Raw genomic sequence first — 16478 nt, 5'->3', positions numbered from 1 at the left:
CATGAAAAAAACTGCAATCGTCACCGGCGGTGGCTCCGGCATTGGCCTGGCCACGGCACAACGTCTGCACGCCGACGGCTATGAAGTGTTCACCGTCGGGCTCGGCGAACCCGAACAGCGCGTAGAGGGCATTCATTATCAGGAGCTGGATGTCACCAACGACGAGGCCGTGGCGGGTTTCTTCGAGCAGTTCGAGCGAGTCGACGCCATCGTCAATGCCGCCGGCATCATTGACCACAACCGCGAGTGGCAGCTGGACGGTTTCAGCCGGGTCATCGACGTCAATCTCACGGCCGTGTTGCGCATCACCAATGCCGCCCTGCCCGGCCTGAAAGTCGCACGCGGTGCGGTGGTGAACTTTGCCTCGATGCATGGGATTTTCGGCTCCGCGAAAACTCCGGCCTACGCGTCGAGCAAAGCCGCCATCTCCGAACTGACGCGCTGCATGGCGGTGGCCTGGGCGACCGATGGCGTTCGCGCGAATGCGGTTGCGCCGGGCTGGATTCTGACCAACCTGTCGCGGCGAGCATTCGAAGATCCGGCGCGCTCGGAAGGGATCATGGCGCGTATCCCGATGAAAACCTGGGGCGCGCCGGAAGACGTGGCCAATGTGATTGCCTTCCTCGTTTCCGACAACGCGCGCTACGTGACGGGTACGACGTTGCCGGTCGATGGCGGGTATTCGATCGCCTGACGTCATCTCGTCGCTTGAGTGCTTGACCGTTAAAAAACATGATATATCATGCATCACAACAAGACCGAGCACTTGGCAGTCTGCCGCGGAGCCTCGAATAACAATAAGCAGTGAAGTGAGAGGTGCTGAATGAATCTGGTTTTCGGCTCGCCCGGACGGTACGTCCAGGGCACTGAAGTGCTCGCTCAGGCGGGCACTTATCTGGCGCACTGCGGACGCAAGGCCGTGGTGGTCATCGACAGCTACGTGCTGGGTCTGATAGGCCAACGACTCGATGACACTTGCGCGCAGTCGGACGTCGAGTTGCACTACATCACCTTCGACGGCGAGATCACTGCCGGCGGGATTGCCGGCCTGCGAGCGGCCGTCGCTGAGGTCGGGTTCGACATGATCCTGGCCGTCGGTGGCGGCAAATGCATCGACGCCGGCAAAGCCCTTGCCCACACCTCGGGCCGTGCACTGATCACCATGCCGACCGTGGCCTCCAACGACGCACCCACATCAAAAAACTACGTGGTCTACGACGCGCATCATCAACTCGCCGAAGTCGGCCACCTGCTCGTCAGCCCTCGCTACGTGTTGGTGGACACCGCGTTGATTGCCCAGGCTCCACGTCAGTTTTTGCTCGCCGGGATTGCCGACGCGCTGACCAAAAAGTTCGAAGCCGAGCAGTGCTACAAGTCCGGTGGCGTGAACATGTTTGGCGCACGCCCGGCGCTCTCGGGGCTGGTACTGGCGCGCGAGTGCTACCACATCATTCGTCAATACGCCGAACCGGCGCTGGCCCAGGCCGGTACCGGCGAGGTAACGGTGGCCTTCGATCACTTGATTGAAGCGGTGCTGTTGATGAGCGGCCTGGGGTTCGAAAGCGGTGGCTTGTCCATTGCCCACGCGATGACGCGCGGCCTGTCGAAAATCCCCGGTGCGCAACAGCAGGTTCACGGCTGGCAAGTGGCTTACGGCCTGCTCGTGCAATTGGTGCTGGAAGACCGCGACGCCGAACTCATGGGCGATATGTTGAGTTTCTATCAGCGTATCGGCTTGCCCCGCAACCTGACCGAACTGGGCGTGCCAAACGTCGACAATTCGGTGTTGATGCAGGTGGCAGAACCCACCCTGAAAGCCCCTCACGCACGCAATTTTTCCTCGGTATCAGGCGGCGCACTGACATGCGACGAGCTGATCGGGGCGATGCGCGCGCTGGAAGGCCTGACCCACTGAGTACCGACTCAAAAGCGCCGTTGAACCTACGACCATCCGGTTGAAGTTCAAACCCCGCCACTGAGATTCAACTTCAACAAATTCATGCCTGTGATTGGAGGTAGAGATGTCTGCACCCCGCAAAACACTCGAACAGTGGAAAGCCAGTAACTACGTGCCTTCCGCCGAGACGGTCATCAAGTTGAAAGACCGGGCGAAATTCGTCCGACTGGAAACCATTCGCCTGATTGAAATCGCCAAGACCGGCCATTACACCTCGGTGTTTTCCGCCGCCGAATTGTTCTCCGCGCTGTACTACGACGTGATGACCATTCGCCCCGACGAACCAAAGTGGCCGGGCCGCGACCGTTTCCTGATGGGCAAGGGCCACGCTGCCGTGGGCCAGTTCCCGATTCTTGCGGACCTTGGCGTGTTCCCCAAGGAGTGGCTCGATGAATACACCCGCCTGGGCAGCCCTCTGGGCGATCACCCTGACATGCGCAAAGTGCCCGGCATCGACTTCTCTTCCGGCTCCATCGGCCACGCCCTCTCCGGCGGTCTGGGCATGTGCCTGGCCCAGCAATTCACCGGCGAAGTCTACGACGTGTTCGTCATGCTCGGAGACGGCGAAATGCAGGAAGGCCAGGTCTGGGAAGCCGCTATGAGCGCTGCCCACCACAAAGCCAGGCACTTGATCGCGATTGTCGACCGCAACGGCTTCCAGCTCGACGGCTCGGTCGACGACGTGATCGGCATCGAACCGCTGGACGAAAAATGGCGCGCCTTCGGGTGGGAAGTGCACGTCATCGACGGCCACAACATTGCCGAAGTGACCGAAACCCTGCGTCGTGTCAAAGCCGATGAAACCCGCGACAAACCGGTGTGCATCATCGCCAAAACCGTCAAGGGCAAAGGCGTTTCCTACATGGAAACCGAACCCGGCTGGCACCTCGGTTACCTCGACCCGGAAGACGCCAAACGCGCTATCGCTGAAATTGAAGCCATGGAGATCTGAACATGAACGCCCCTCTTTCCCCCAATTCCTGGCAGTACCGTGGCCTTAACGCGCTCAACCCGGGTTTGTCCTACCTGTCCGACGCGCTGATTGAACTGACCGAAGCCGGCTACCCGGTGATGGCCGGCTCCGCTGACTTGCAGTACTCCAACGGCCTGAACAAGTTCGCCAGCCGCTACCCCGAGCGCTACCTGCAATTCGGTATTTCGGAACAGAACATGGTCACGGCCGCCGCCGGCCTGGCTACCTGTGGCGTGATGCCGTTCGTGGCGACCTTTGCCTCGTTCCTCGGCCTGCTGTGCTGCGAGCAGATCCGCATGGACGTGGCCTATTCCGCACAACCGGTGCGCCTGATCGGTCACCACACCGGCATTTCCCTGGGCTTCTACGGTACCTCGCACCACGCCACCGAAGACATCGCCACCATGCGTTCGATTGCGGATCTGGCGGTGGTTTCACCGGCGGACGGCGCACAACTGGTCGCCGCGATCAAAGCCTCGGCCACCTATGACAAGCCGGTTTATTTCCGCATCGGTCGCGGTCGTGATCCGGTCGTTTACGAGGACGGTGTGGTCTTCGAATTCGGCAAGGCCCATGAGCACTTCGAAGGCGAAGAGCTGACCATCATTGCCTGCGGCATCACCGTGCACCCGGCACTCGCCGCCGCTCGCAAAATGAACGCTGAAGGGCGTTCCGTGGGCGTGATCGACATGGCCTCGATCAAACCGATCGACCGTGACGCCATCCTGCGCGCCGCTGCCCGCAGCAAACGCATGATGACTGTCGAAGAGCACAACGTGCTGGGTGGCCTGGGTGCGGCGGTAGCTGAAGTCCTGTCGGACGAAGGCGTCGGCGTGAAGCTCAAGCGCCACGGCATCTACGACGAATACAGCCTGATCGCTCCGCCGACTCATTTGTACGAACACTACAAGCTAGATGCGGCCGGTATCGAGGAAGTGGCACTGGCGCATATGAAGGCCTAATCACCTTTCTGGAGTGAGGTTTGCCCGATGGTGGGCAAGCTTCGCTCCAGTATTTTCGTCGTATTGGACACCTCTTTTCCTCAGGGAGCCTCACGCAATTCACCTCCACCGACCACACCCCGTGGTTTTTGAAGTATCTCGGAGCTAACAATGAATAACATCACCGAGACCATGCCCGACTACTCGATCGGGCAGGCCAAAACACATACATCCCTGCGCAGAAAGTCATTGATGGCCACCGGCGTCGGCAACTTGCTGGAGTGGTTTGATTGGACTATCTATACCGTCGCGTCGGTGTATATCGCCGCCGCACTCTTCGATAAAAGCAACGCAACTTCTGCACTACTGAACACCCTCGCGGTATTTGCTGCGGGGTTTCTGTTAAGGCCGATTGGTGGCATCTTCTTCGGCATCCTCGCCGACAAACTGGGCAGACGCGTGGTGTTACTCAGTACCATGTTGTTGATGGCTGGCGCGAGTCTGCTGATCGCCTTTATTCCCTCTTATGAATCGGTTGGCAGTTGGGCTTCAGGAATGTTGCTGCTGGCCAGGCTGGTACAAGGTTTTGCCCATGGCGGTGAAACCACCACCTCCTACGCCTACATCGCTGAAATTGCACCGCCGAAACGCCGGGGACTGTGGTCAAGCACAGTGTTTATCGCGGTGGGTTGCGGCTCCTTGCTGGCAACGTTCTACATGGCATTGCTGACGTCACTGTTGTCCGTAAGTGACATGCAGGAATGGGGCTGGCGTATTCCCTTCGCGACGGGTGGTCTGTTGGCCGTCTTCGCCTTGTGGCTGCGTCGCAACATGATGGAAAGCGAACACTCGCCGAGCGCTGGCGGTGAATCAACAACGCCGGCCTGGAGCCGTGGCAAGATCGTCCAGCACGGCGTTCGTCTGTTTCTTTATGAAGCCGGAGCAACGTTGACCTACTACACCTGGGTCACCTCGGCCTCAATCTACGCCATCAGTGTCAAAGGCATGGACCCACGCAGTGCATTTACCATGAGCTGCATTGCACAAGTCATTTACCTGGTATTCCTGCCGATCTCCGGCTGGATATCGGACCTTTGGGGGCGGAAGATTTCAGCGTTGATTTCCTTGCTGGGGATTGCCGCCACGCTGTTTCCGCTGTGGGGTCTGATTTCCAGCGAACCGTGGACTTTGATGGTGGCGCAGACGGCGGGCTTGTTGTTGGTGGCCTTCATCACCGGGTGTAAACCGGCATCGATCTCCGAGCAGATCCCGACCCGCTATCGCACGCGAATGTTTGGGGTATGTATCTCTCTGGGCGTTGCGGTGTTTGGTGGTACAGCCTCCTATCTGACGACCTGGCTGTACTCGGAAAACATCGGCTGGATGTTTAACATCTATCTCATCGTGGTCGCGGTCATTGCCAGTGCCGTGGTCTTGATGTGGAAAAACAACCACGGTGTGCCGATCGATAAAATCTGAAATCAATAAACTGTGAGAACGAGTTTGCCCGCGAAAGTGGCAAGTCAGTCAACATTGATGTTGAATGTCCGGCCGCTTTCGCGAGCAAACTCGCTCCCACACAGGTTTTCTACAAGGTTCTACAACCTGGTTAACCGCCCAACGCATTCACCAACGCCGCTTGATTCTGCCACTGTGCGGTCTTGACCTGCGACAGCGCATTCTGCGCCGTCAGTTGCACCCGCTGAGCCTGTAATACATCAAGGAACGGCGTCTCCCCCGCCCGCCAGGCCCGCTGAATCTGCTCGGCAGCTGAGCTGGCTTGACTGGCCGCACTGGCCAGAAAAGTCTGGCGTTCGGCATTGCGTTGCGCAGCAGCCAAGGCTGACTCCACCTCGGAAACGGCCGTCAGCACGGTGCGTCGATAACTCAGCAACGCCTGACGCGCTTCGGCATCCCGAAGATCGACCACGTTACGCCGACGTCCGCCGTCGAACACCGGAACGGTGGCATTCAAACCTGCCAACCAGAACGTCGAACTGGCCAGATTGGCGGCGCTCACACCGTCAATCAAAGACCCCAGGGCCGCTGACAGGCTCAAGCGCGGCAACAGATCCGCCTTGGCCACACCGACTCGCGCATAGGCCGCAATCAAACGTGCTTCGGCGGCGCGTATATCAGGACGCCGACGTAACAGATCCGCAGGCGTACCAGCGTCCAGCAACGACACCGTCGAGATCTTCGCCGGACTCTCCTTGAACTGCTGATAAAGCGTCTCGGTCGGCTGGGCGAGCAGCACCGACAAGCGATGCAGCGACCGTTGCCAGTTCAGTTGCAGTGCTGGCACTTGGGCGGCGGTGGAGTCCGACTGCGAACGTGCGCGAAGCAAATCCGCTTCAGGACTGTCCCCCGCCGCATACAGCTGCTCAGTCAGCTGCAAGGTCTCAGCCTGGCTGGCCGCACTTTGCTTGACGATCGCCAGGCGTTCCTCCAGCCCTCGCGCCTCGGCATAGGCTTGAACCACTTCAGTGATCAGCGCCACACGCACACCCCGCGCCTCTTCCTCGGTCGCATTGAGGTCGGCGTCGGCAGCACGCACACCTTCACGGATGCGGCCGAACAGATCGATTTCCCAGGCCGCACTCAATCCCAGTGATGTCGGCTCGGTGATCAGCGCGTCGGTGAAACCTGCTTGATCAGACGAGATACGCTGACGAGCGACACTCGCCCCCAGATCGATCTGGGGACTGCCGGAAGCTCCGGCGATGTTGCGCAATGCGCGACCGGCATCGATCCGCGCTAACGCAATCTGCAGGTCAAGGTTTTCCCCTTGGGCGCGCTCCACCAAACGGTCGAGTAACGGGTCTTGATAAAGCTTCCACCAATTGTCGGTCGCGCTAGCAGGTATGACCGTTTGAGCGTTGACGTAACTGTCGACCGGCAAGTCGCTTTTGGGCGGCATGACCGGGGAGGTACAGGCGCTCAGTAGCGCGGCCCCAAGTAACAGACCTGGAACGCTGAGATAGTTATTCATGGGCCACGCCCTGTTCAGAATGTTGGGTTTTAGGCTGTGCCTGACGCTCGCCACCAGCCATTCGGCGGATCAACACATAGAAGACCGGAGTGAACAACAGACCGAACAGCGTGACGCCGATCATTCCGAAGAACACTGCCGAACCGACGGCCTGACGCATCTCGGAACCCGCGCCCTCGGACATCACCAACGGCAACACACCCAGGACGAAGGCCAGCGAGGTCATCAGAATCGGTCGCAAGCGAAGACGACACGCCTCGACGACTGCATCAACGATGCCTTGCCCTTCTTTCTCCTGCTGCCTTGCCACTTCGACGATCAGAATCGCGTTCTTCGCCGCCAGTCCCACCAGTACGATAAAACCGATCTGAGTCAGGATATTGATGTCCTGCCCCATCAGACGTACGCCACCGGCAGCCGCCAGCAGACACATCGGCACGATCAACAGAATCGCCAGCGGCAGACTCCAGCTGCCGTACTGCGCCGCCAACACCAGGTAGACAAAGATCACACACAGTGGGAAGACCAGCAGGCCCATGTTGCCGGCAGTGGTTTGCTGGTAACTGAGGTCGGTCCACTGGTAAGTGATACCGGCCGGCAGCGTCTCTTGAGCCAGGCGCTCCATCGTCTTGATCCCGAACTCGGAACCCAGTCCCGGCAGTGTATCGCCGTTGATTTCCGCAGTAGGAAACAAGTTGTAGCGCGGGAATCGCTCCACACCCAGAGCCTCATGCAGACGCGTCACGCTGGCAATCGGCACCATCTGACCGGCATCGTTGCGCACCTTGACCCGTGACAGATCCTCTGGCGTGACGCGGTACGGCAAGTCCGCTTGTGCCGTTACTCGATAGGTACGTCCCACGAGGTTGAAGTCGTTGATGTAAGACGAGCCAAAGTAGGTTTCGATAGCCTGGTTGATCTGGCTGCTTGGCACACCCAGCATTTCGGCGCGTTCGCGATCCAATTCAACGAACACCTGTGGCGTCCGGGCCGAGAACGGTGAATAGACGCCGGTCATGCCTTGAGTGCCGTTGGCGGCAGCAATCAGGTCGTCGGTTGCTTTGGCCAATGCTGCGGTACCCAGCCCGGCAGTATCCTGCAAACGCATGGAGAAGCCGCCCGTGCTACCCAAGCCTTGAACCGGTGGTGGCGTGGCGACAATGACCGTTGCACCGCTGACCGCTTTCAAGCGTTCACGCAAGTCTTCGGCGATTTTGTCCGACGTCAACCCGTCCAACTTCCGCACGGACCACGGCTGGAACACGGGCGCCAGACCGGCCGAATTCGATGAGCTGGTACCGGTCACCATCGAGAAACCGGAGAACGTCGGTACTCGATCCACCCCCGGCACATCTAGGGCAATCGCCTCGATCTGCTGAGAAATTTCGTTGGTCCGCTCCAGAGAGGCACCGTCAGGGAGCTGCACGATGACCACCAGGTAGCCACGATCCTGAACCGGGATGAAGCCCTTGGGAGTCGACACCATCAGATAAGCGGTCGCGGCAATCAGCACCGCGTAGATCGCCAGCATCAATGGAGTTTTTGCCACGAGGCCACGCACACTGCCGGCGTAGCCTGAAGAGAGTTTCAGGAAGCCGCTGTTGAAGCCATCAGCGGCACGCTTGGGCAAACCAAAGACGCCTTTTTTCGGCTTCTGATGGGCTTCAGGATCATGTCGGCGCAGAATCATCGCCGCCAACGCTGGAGACAGCGTGACCGAATTGAACAGCGAAATCGCAGTGGCCACCGCAATCGTGATCCCGAACTGGCGGAAGAACTCACCAGAGATACCCGGAATGAACGCAGTCGGAATAAACACCGCACACAACACCAGGGTAATGGCGATCAACGCACCGCCGATTTCCTGCATGGTCACGATGGTCGCTTCCAGCGGATTCTTGCCATCGGCCAGATGCCGCTCGACGTTCTCCACCACCACAATGGCGTTGTCGACCACGATCCCCACGGCCAGCACCAGCCCGAACAGGGTCAGGTTGTTGATCGAGTAACCGAGCATCGCCATGACAGCGAAGGTACCGACGAGAGACACCGGGATGGCCAGGATCGGAATGATCGACGGCCGCCAGCCTTGCAAAAAGATCATGATCACCAGCACCACGAGGATGACCGCCTCGTAGATGGTCTTGCCCAGCTCGCCGATACTGTCGGCAATAAACGCCGTCGGGTTGTAACCGATGCTGTATTCGATGCCTTCGGGGAAGTCCTTGCCGATTTTCTCCATGGTCTCTTCGACCACTTTCATCGTCGCCAGCGCGTTGGCGCCCGGACGTTGCAGCACTTGCAGACCGATCGCCGGGTTACGCAAGTAATAGGTGTTGTTGACGTACGCCAGCCCGGCGATTTCCGTGCGTGCGACGTCCTTGAGACGCACAAGGCGTCCGGCAGTACCCGACTTGAGGACAATGTTGTCGAAGTCGGCAGGCTCTTTCAGTCGACCCTCGAAGATCAGATTTGGCTGAAACGCCTGAGACGCCACCGGAGGCTGGGCGATCACCCCGCCGGCAACCTGGGTGTTTTGCGAACGCACGGCGGCGATGATCTCTGCTGGCGTCAGGTTGAAGGCCGCAACGCGCTCTGGATCGAGCCAGATGCGCATTGAATATTCGCGAGCCCCCAACGGGTTGATGTCGCCGATACCGTCGATACGCTTGAGGACATCAGCGACATTACGGATGGCGAAATTCGACACATACAACTGATCGTAGGTGCCCTTCGGCGACGAGATGAAAATCGTCGACAGCTGCGTCGGCGATGACTTGCGCACCGTCACACCACTGCGCTGTACCGGTTCGGGCAGGCGCGGGGTGGCCAGCGCCACACGGTTCTGCACCAACACCTGGGCCTTGTCGACATCAGTGCCGCTCTTGAAGGTCACGGTCAGGTTCAGGCTGCCATCGGAAGTTGCCTGACTGTACATGTAGAGCATGTCTTCAACGCCGTTGACTTCCTGCTCGATCGGGATCGCCAGCGTCTCGGCCACAGTCTGCGCTGAAGCGCCGGGGTAAGTTGCGGTCACCACCACGGTGGGCGGTGCGATGTCCGGGTACTCGGACGTCGGCAACACCAGATAAGCCAGGCCACCGATGATCATCAAGACGATTGAAAGCACAATCGCCAGCACCGGTTGTTCGATGGATGTGCGTCCCAGGCTCATAGCGGCGCTCCCTGGGCTTCAGGGGTTTTCGCGGCCTGAGCCAACACACGATCCTGGGCCGTCGCGGTATCGCCAGCCCGAACGCGTTGCAGACCATCGACGATCACCCGATCCTGCGCCTGCAAACCGCTGGAGATCTCGCGCAAACCGTCATGCAGTTTACCGAGGGTGACGGGCCGGATTTCGACCTTGTTCTGCGGGTTGAGTACATAGACAACTTTGCGAGTCGCATCGACGCTGATCGCGGTGTCCGGCAGCAACAGTGCCGGGTAAGCCGCCTGGCTGGAGAACTGCACCCGGCCAAATTGCCCGGGGCTGAGCTGCAGATCTTTATTACTGACCCGGGCCCGCTGGCGCAATGTGCCCGTGGACGAGTCGAGCCGGTTGTCGATGAAATCCATGCGCCCGGTCATGCTCGGCTCGACTTCACCCGGCAAGGCAATCCGCACCTGACTCTGGTTGGCCGCGCTATTGCCCTGCCGACGGTATTTGAGGTAGCTCTGCTCATCGATATCGAAGTAGATATCAATCGGGTCAATCGAGACGATGGTGGTCAGCAACGTGGCGCTGCTGTTGCCGCCGTTGACCAGGTTGCCTTCACTGATCAGCTTGCGGCTGATCCGGCCGCTCATGGGCGCGGTGATGCGGGTGAATTCCAGATCCAGCTTGGCTGCGCTCAACGCCCCCTCGGCACTGAGGACTTCGGCTTGCGCGGCCTGAAGCGCCTGCAAGCGTTGGTCGTAGAGACTGCGGGCGATGGTTTTTGATTCGATCAAAACATTGGCCCGGGCGAATTCCTGCTCGGCGAGTGCCAGTTGCGAGCGCACTTGAGACAGCTTGCCCTGCGCCTGGACCACGGCAGCCTGGAACGAACGCGAATCGATCACGAACAGCAAGTCGCCCTTCTTGACGATGGCGCCATCCTGAAACGCGACTTTCTCCAGATAGCCGCTGACCCGCGAGCGAACCTCCACCGAATCGGTCGCCTCGAAGCGCCCGGTAAAACTGTCCCAGTCAGTGATCACCGACTTGACCGGCTGACTGACCGTCACGCTCGGGGCAGCGGTCACGTTGCTGTCTTTATCCGGACCACAACCGCTCAAGGCCGCCATCAGCGCAAGGCTGAGTGCTGAAAACGCCGCGCCTTTTATCACCTTCGATTTGATTGGGGATACTGTCGGTTCCCCCGTTGTATGCAAGTTCACTTTTGTGCTCTCCGAAGTTAGCAAAAACTAAAACAACAGTTCATTTATTTAGAACAGGCTTAATTAACTTCCGACAGCGCGTTCATTCAGTGCTTTATTGCGATCAACAAAGGCGCCAGACTCTTCCGCCTGAACTGAAAAAGATGCAGAAAGAGCAGTCAGGGTAGCCAGCAGGGCAACGGCTTTTTTGAAGTACGTCATGAGGGACAATCTCGGTAGTGATTAAGATGGAATAGATTTTCCAGCACCACCCGCCGAAGATAAACCGCAGGAATACGAAAACAATATTGACTAAAAGACAAGAGCGAGCGCTCTAGCACAGGACTTTTGTGAATACCACCGCACTGATCCGGCACCGGACGACAATGACTTGTGAAACGCATTCACCGCTGAGTGCCACTTATTAAGGATGGATCAATACATAAAAAAACCGGGATTATTTAACTTTCAAAAAACCAGGAGATGGCCTGTCGACCATCTCCCCGAGCTATCAGCGGTCAATACCTCCCAGGCAGAGATACTTTATCTCAAGATAATCTTCGATCCCGTACTTGGAACCTTCACGACCCAGTCCCGACGATTTTACCCCGCCGAACGGCGCCACTTCCGTAGATATCAACCCCTCATTGATCCCGACGATGCCACACTCAAGCGCTTCGGCCACGCGCATGATCCTTCCAATATCCCGACTGTAGAAATACGAGGCCAGACCGAACTCGGTGTCGTTGGCCATCTCGATGGCCTGCGCCTCGGTACTGAAACGGAACAGCGGTGCCACGGGACCAAACGTCTCCTCACGGAACACCTTCGACTCCCTTGGCACGTTCACCAAGATGGTCGGCTGGTAGAAACTGCCCCCCAACGGATGGCGTTCACCCCCCACCAGGACAGAGGCTCCGCGCTCAACGGCATCGGCGACATGCTCCTCGGCCTTGCGCACGGCGGCGTCGTCAATCAGCGGGCCGATCGTCACATCGTCCTCAAATCCGCTGCCCACTTTCAGGGCCTCGACGGCGGTTTTCAGTTTGGCGGCGAAAGCATCATAGATACCGTCCTGGACCAGCAGACGGTTAGCGCACACACAGGTCTGCCCGGCGTTTCGGTACTTGGACGCGAGCGCACCCTGCACCGCAGCATCCAGATCAGCATCGTCAAACACGATAAAGGGGGCGTTGCCGCCAAGTTCCATGCTGGTCTTTTTGATCGTCGGCGCGCATTGGGCCAACAGTGTGGCACCGACCTCGGTGCTACCGGTAAAGGACAACTTGCGCACATCCGGGTTGGAGGTCAGTTCGGCCCCGATTTCACTGCCCGGCCCCGTAATCACGTTGCACACGCCGGCAGGCAGACCGGCACGCTCGGCCAGCACTGCAATTGCAATCGCCGAAAAGGGTGTCTGACTGGCGGGACGCAATACACCGGTGCAACCGGCCGCCCAGCCTGGCCCGGCCTTGCGGGTGATCATCGCTGCCGGGAAGTTCCACGGGGTAATCGCGGCAAACACACCGATCGGTTCTTTCTGGACGATGATGCGGCTGGTCGTTGAATGGGAGGCGATGGTATCGCCATAAACGCGCTTGCCCTCCTCCGCGAACCATTCTATGAAAGACGCGGCATAGGTAATCTCGCCACGACTTTCGGCCAGCGGCTTGCCTTGTTCGGCCGTCATGATCCGCGCAAGGTCTTCGCGGTGGGTGATCATCAACTCGAACAAGTGGCGCAGTTTTACCGCGCGCTCTTTGGCAGTGAGCGCTCGCCACGCCGGTTGCGCGCGCTTGGCGGCGGCGATGGCCAGGGCGGTCTCACTGGCCCCAAATGAAGGCACGCGCCCCAGTACCTTGCCGGTGGCCGGGTTCGTAACGGTAATGCTGCGTCCCTCACCCACCTCCAGCCACAGGCCGTTGATGTAGTTCGCCTCACGGAACAACGTGGGGTCGTCGAGCGTTGCCAGGAAGTTTGTATCGGCCATGCTGTCGCTCCTCAAAATTCAATGACCTGACGGACCGCACTACCATCGTGTAGGCGGTCAAAACCTTCGTTGATGTCGTCCAGTTTGAGCCGGCCGCTGAGCAGCCGATCCACCGGCAGGCGGCCGTCACGATAGAGTTCGATGAAGCGCGGAATATCGCGCAGCGGCACACAGGTGCCGATGTAGCTGCCCTTGAGCGTGCGCTCTTCGCCCACCAGTTGAACGACGTTGACCGGCAGCGCCGAACCGGGCGGTGGCAAGCCTGCGGTCACGGTCATGCCACCGCGTTTGGTCATTTTCATGGCGTTATCGAGTGCCCGGATCGAACCGGCCATTTCGAAAACGTAGTCGGCGCCACCACCGGTCAGTTGCCGTACTTGCTCGACAGCGTCCGGGTCGCCACCGTTGACCACAGCGGTTGCACCGACTTCTTTGGCCAGGGCGAGCTTTTCCGGTGACAGGTCAACAGCAATGATTTTGCTCGCCCCGGCAGCTCTTGCACCCAGCACTGAAGCCAGGCCGACACCACCCAGACCAATCACCACGGCAGTCGAGCCCACGCGCAATTGCGCGGTATTGACCACGGCGCCAACCCCGGTCAACACCGCGCACCCAAAGAGCGCAGCTTCTACAAAGGGTAAATCACGGTCGATTTTGACCACGGAGTTACGCGACACCACGGCGTACTCGGCAAACGCCGAAACGCCCAGATGATGGTGGACATGACCTGCCGGGCTGCTCAACCGCACCGAGCCGTTGATCAACGTCCCAGCCGCGTTGGCTTTTGCTCCCGGTTCGCAGAGGGCTGGACGACCTTCTGCACAAGGCAGGCAGTGGCCGCAACTGGGCATGAACACCATGACCACATGATCACCCGGCTCGAGGTCACTGACCCCTTCACCCAAAGCTTCGACAACGCCTGCCGCTTCATGGCCGAGCGCCATGGGCATCGGCCGAGGACGGTCGCCATTGATCACCGACAGGTCGGAATGACAAAGGCCGGCGGCGCGGATACGCACCAGCACTTCGCCCGGCCCCGGTGGTGCCAGTTCGATTGTCTCGATCACAATCGGTTTGCTCTGGGCATAAGGTGGGGCAACATTCATGTGTCTTAGAACAGCAGCTCTGACTTGCATCTTGTGTCTCCGACGCAGCTGGACTCGATAGTGAGTACTCATCACTATGCCGCACGTCCTGCGCCTCAGAAATGCATCAACGGGCGTAGCTGTTTGGAATTGAATTCGCAAAACCAACGCCACCAGACCCACACAGTTGTTATTTGAATTCTCAAATCTTGTGCGCGGTCACTGCGTTCTCCGCTACCCGCCCAATGCTTATCCTGAACCCACAAACAACATCACAGCGTTCCTCAAAGAGCGCCTGAATGAGGGTTTCAAGATGTCCGAAGTAATCACCCGAAAAAAACTGGTAGAGGCAGCACCTCACGCCTCGTTCGATCTCAATGCGATCGTCAAAACGTTCCCCGAGACCGCTGACACACTCTTGGTTGATACCCGTTTGACCGACGAAGACGAAGCCAGCGGACGTGTTTTCCGGGTCTACCACCCGACGCCTGCCCACTATCATGCGACCTGTGATGAGTACCTCATCATCATGTCCGGGCGCGCGCGCTTTTTCATGGGTGACCGCGAACCGTTCGAAGTGGGTCCAGGCGAGATGCTGTTCTTCAAGAAGTTCACCATCCACGGCATGCCAGAGATCCTCGAACACCCGCTGTTCATGGTCTCGGTCGACACGCCACGGCGCGACCCCAGCGACATCATCTTCGTCGACCCAACTACCGGCACCGCGGCCTCTTTCGTCAAGGCGCTGTCATGAGCACTCATCAACTGGAGATCTTTGCGACATTCCCGGTCGAGCGGCCGGGGAATCCGACCGTCATGCCCGACGGGCGAGTGCTGGTGTCGGTATCCGCCATCATCGCACCGGACATTTCAGTGCGCGCGGTGGCCCAGGACGGTCAGCACCCGGCTTACCCCAACGAAACCTGGGCAGGTAAGCCCACAGCGGATGGCCGCGGGATGTCCGCCGTGATAGGCATCCGCACCGACCCCGAGGGCACCGTCTGGATACTCGATATGGGCGGCCCGCAGCAACAGCCGCGGCTGATTGCCTGGAATGACCACGAGAACCGGCTGCAACGCCTGATCGTGCTGCCTCAGAATGTGCTCCGACCAAGCTCATTCACCCAAGATTTTGTGATCGACTGGCGACGTCAGCGCATTTACATCGCAGACATGACGATGAACCCTTCTGGCGAAAGCGACTATCCGGCCATAGTCGTGGTCGACTTGCAAACCGGCCTGTCGTGGCGATCACTGGAGTGTTACCCAGGGTTGATGCCCGGCGATGTGCCACTGATGGTCGACGGAAAACCGCTTTCGCTGCGCACGCCAGAAGGCGAAGTCATTCCTTACCGCTATGGCCTCAATCCTATCGCCATCGATCCGTTGGGCCGCTGGGTTTATTTCGGCTCGATGTCGGCACGCAAGGTCTATCGGATAGCCACCGAAATCCTCGCACAACCGGCAGGCGTCACACCTCAGGACGAAGCTGTAGAGTACTGGTGCGAGAAACCGCATTGCGATGGTTTTGATGTCGACGCAGAGGGCAACGTCTACGTGACCGACATTACCAGCAACGCGATCGGGTTGGCCTCTCCGGCAGGCTACCGCATTCTGGCCAAAGACGATCAGTTGCTCGGCTGGCCGGATGGCGTTGAGCTCGATGCCCAGGGGGAATGGCTCTACATCACAGCCAACCAGCTGCACCGCCACCCACTGCTCAATGCGGGTGAGGACGACAGCCAGCCGCCGTTCCATGTATTGCGGTTGCGGGTGGATGCACCGATGGGTTCGAGCGAAACACCATGAGCTATAGCCGTGTTGCGTTCGTTGTCATTGCACTGCTGCTCACGGCCAGCGCCATAGGCTTGGCGCTGGCCGAAGGTGACGCCGGTCTCGGCGTCTGGATATACGCCGTGGTGGCCATCGCCGCAATAACGTTTTCGCGAGCCAGGCCAGACTTTTGGCCCGGCCGCCTGTTCGAGGCGTCGAGCCCTTCACGGATTTCGCTGGCCCATCGTCTGCTGACCCAGATAGCGGCTCTGGTGTGTCTGCTGGCCGCCCATGCTTTGAGCGGGAAAGTATCGGCAATTCTCTCGGTTGCTGGCCTGCTGCTGTTCATTCATACCCTAGTGCTGGCGCGTCTGCCCCGACTTGCCCGATCACAAAGGACCCACTGAC

14 protein-coding genes are annotated in these 16478 nt (G+C 59.2%); 8 read left to right on the top strand and 6 right to left on the bottom strand.

Going from position 1 to position 16478, the window contains the following annotated elements; translation table 11 throughout:
• Position 1 precedes the first annotated feature (1 nt).
• The 5 genes from HKK52_RS03640 to HKK52_RS03620 all read left to right on the top strand — a co-directional run bounded on the left by HKK52_RS03640 (position 2) and on the right by HKK52_RS03620 (position 5350).
• Positions 2 to 694, top strand: a complete 693-nt coding sequence (locus HKK52_RS03640) for an SDR family NAD(P)-dependent oxidoreductase (protein ID WP_084377483.1) — start codon at positions 2 to 4, stop codon at positions 692 to 694.
• A 129-nt stretch (positions 695 to 823) separates the two neighbouring features.
• Complete coding sequence (locus tag HKK52_RS03635; RefSeq protein WP_169369544.1) at positions 824 to 1915, top strand: glycerol dehydrogenase; 1092 nt, start codon at positions 824 to 826, stop codon at positions 1913 to 1915.
• Between the two features lie 106 nt (positions 1916 to 2021).
• Positions 2022 to 2909 carry a transketolase gene (locus tag HKK52_RS03630; RefSeq protein ID WP_169369542.1) on the top strand — a complete coding sequence of 296 codons (888 nt, stop codon included), beginning with the start codon at positions 2022 to 2024 and terminating at the stop codon, positions 2907 to 2909.
• Between the two features lie 2 nt (positions 2910 to 2911).
• Positions 2912 to 3892, top strand: a complete 981-nt coding sequence (locus tag HKK52_RS03625) for a transketolase family protein (RefSeq protein ID WP_169369541.1) — start codon at positions 2912 to 2914, stop codon at positions 3890 to 3892.
• A gap of 150 nt (positions 3893 to 4042) precedes the next feature.
• Entirely contained in the window at positions 4043 to 5350 is a 1308-nt protein-coding gene (locus HKK52_RS03620; protein WP_178117439.1) for an MFS transporter, read from the top strand.
• 130 nt (positions 5351 to 5480) lie between these two features.
• Here the strand turns inward: HKK52_RS03620 and HKK52_RS03615 are convergent, their stop codons facing one another.
• The 6 genes from HKK52_RS03615 to HKK52_RS03590 all read right to left on the bottom strand — a co-directional run bounded on the left by HKK52_RS03615 (position 5481) and on the right by HKK52_RS03590 (position 14318).
• Positions 5481 to 6863: an efflux transporter outer membrane subunit gene (locus tag HKK52_RS03615; RefSeq protein WP_169369539.1), complete on the bottom strand. Its 1383-nt coding sequence runs from the start codon at positions 6861 to 6863 to the stop codon at positions 5481 to 5483.
• Entirely contained in the window at positions 6856 to 10038 is a 3183-nt protein-coding gene (locus HKK52_RS03610; protein ID WP_169369537.1) for an efflux RND transporter permease subunit, read from the bottom strand. The genes HKK52_RS03615 and HKK52_RS03610 overlap by 8 nt, the downstream gene beginning before the upstream one ends.
• Complete coding sequence (locus HKK52_RS03605; protein ID WP_336604956.1) at positions 10035 to 11150, bottom strand: efflux RND transporter periplasmic adaptor subunit; 1116 nt, start codon at positions 11148 to 11150, stop codon at positions 10035 to 10037. Before HKK52_RS03605 ends, HKK52_RS03610 begins: the two co-directional genes overlap by 4 nt.
• A gap of 156 nt (positions 11151 to 11306) precedes the next feature.
• Positions 11307 to 11444 (bottom strand): hypothetical protein, encoded by a 138-nt coding sequence (locus HKK52_RS03600; protein WP_168187333.1) that lies wholly within the window; start codon positions 11442 to 11444, stop codon positions 11307 to 11309.
• 289 nt (positions 11445 to 11733) lie between these two features.
• Positions 11734 to 13212 carry an NADP-dependent succinate-semialdehyde dehydrogenase gene (gene gabD, locus HKK52_RS03595; RefSeq protein ID WP_169369533.1) on the bottom strand — a complete coding sequence of 493 codons (1479 nt, stop codon included), beginning with the start codon at positions 13210 to 13212 and terminating at the stop codon, positions 11734 to 11736.
• A gap of 11 nt (positions 13213 to 13223) precedes the next feature.
• Entirely contained in the window at positions 13224 to 14318 is a 1095-nt protein-coding gene (locus HKK52_RS03590; protein WP_237150673.1) for a zinc-dependent alcohol dehydrogenase family protein, read from the bottom strand.
• Positions 14319 to 14610: 292 nt separating this feature from the next.
• Between HKK52_RS03590 and HKK52_RS03585 the strand changes: the two genes are divergently transcribed.
• The 3 genes from HKK52_RS03585 to HKK52_RS03575 are packed head-to-tail and all read left to right on the top strand — an operon-like array spanning position 14611 to position 16477.
• Positions 14611 to 15051, top strand: a complete 441-nt coding sequence (locus HKK52_RS03585) for a cupin domain-containing protein (protein ID WP_169369529.1) — start codon at positions 14611 to 14613, stop codon at positions 15049 to 15051.
• Entirely contained in the window at positions 15048 to 16106 is a 1059-nt protein-coding gene (locus HKK52_RS03580) for an L-dopachrome tautomerase-related protein (RefSeq protein WP_169369528.1), read from the top strand. Before HKK52_RS03585 ends, HKK52_RS03580 begins: the two co-directional genes overlap by 4 nt.
• Complete coding sequence (locus tag HKK52_RS03575) at positions 16103 to 16477, top strand: hypothetical protein (RefSeq protein ID WP_084377459.1); 375 nt, start codon at positions 16103 to 16105, stop codon at positions 16475 to 16477. Before HKK52_RS03580 ends, HKK52_RS03575 begins: the two co-directional genes overlap by 4 nt.
• Position 16478: the final 1 nt, after the last annotated feature.

This window comes from Pseudomonas sp. ADAK2 (assembly GCF_012935755.1).
In the GTDB taxonomy this organism is placed as follows: Bacteria; Pseudomonadota; Gammaproteobacteria; order Pseudomonadales; family Pseudomonadaceae; genus Aquipseudomonas.
The sequence above is the reverse complement of the archived record's forward strand: the minus strand, read 5'-3'. Positions and strand labels throughout refer to the sequence as shown.

Excerpts from the sequence above, each read along its gene's own strand:
- HKK52_RS03640 (WP_084377483.1), top strand. The coding sequence starts at position 2 with ATGAAAAAAACTGCAATCGTCACCGGCGGTGGCTCCGGCATTGGCCTG.
- HKK52_RS03635 (WP_169369544.1), top strand. The coding sequence starts at position 824 with ATGAATCTGGTTTTCGGCTCGCCCGGACGGTACGTCCAGGGCACTGAA.
- HKK52_RS03630 (WP_169369542.1), top strand. The coding sequence starts at position 2,022 with ATGTCTGCACCCCGCAAAACACTCGAACAGTGGAAAGCCAGTAACTAC.
- HKK52_RS03625 (WP_169369541.1), top strand. The coding sequence starts at position 2,912 with ATGAACGCCCCTCTTTCCCCCAATTCCTGGCAGTACCGTGGCCTTAAC.
- HKK52_RS03620 (WP_178117439.1), top strand. The coding sequence starts at position 4,043 with ATGAATAACATCACCGAGACCATGCCCGACTACTCGATCGGGCAGGCC.
- HKK52_RS03615 (WP_169369539.1), bottom strand. The coding sequence starts at position 6,863 with ATGAATAACTATCTCAGCGTTCCAGGTCTGTTACTTGGGGCCGCGCTA.
- HKK52_RS03610 (WP_169369537.1), bottom strand. The coding sequence starts at position 10,038 with ATGAGCCTGGGACGCACATCCATCGAACAACCGGTGCTGGCGATTGTG.
- HKK52_RS03605 (WP_336604956.1), bottom strand. The coding sequence starts at position 11,150 with ATGGCGGCCTTGAGCGGTTGTGGTCCGGATAAAGACAGCAACGTGACC.
- HKK52_RS03600 (WP_168187333.1), bottom strand. The coding sequence starts at position 11,444 with ATGACGTACTTCAAAAAAGCCGTTGCCCTGCTGGCTACCCTGACTGCT.
- gabD (WP_169369533.1), bottom strand. The coding sequence starts at position 13,212 with ATGGCCGATACAAACTTCCTGGCAACGCTCGACGACCCCACGTTGTTC.
- HKK52_RS03590 (WP_237150673.1), bottom strand. The coding sequence starts at position 14,318 with ATGAATGTTGCCCCACCTTATGCCCAGAGCAAACCGATTGTGATCGAG.
- HKK52_RS03585 (WP_169369529.1), top strand. The coding sequence starts at position 14,611 with ATGTCCGAAGTAATCACCCGAAAAAAACTGGTAGAGGCAGCACCTCAC.
- HKK52_RS03580 (WP_169369528.1), top strand. The coding sequence starts at position 15,048 with ATGAGCACTCATCAACTGGAGATCTTTGCGACATTCCCGGTCGAGCGG.
- HKK52_RS03575 (WP_084377459.1), top strand. The coding sequence starts at position 16,103 with ATGAGCTATAGCCGTGTTGCGTTCGTTGTCATTGCACTGCTGCTCACG.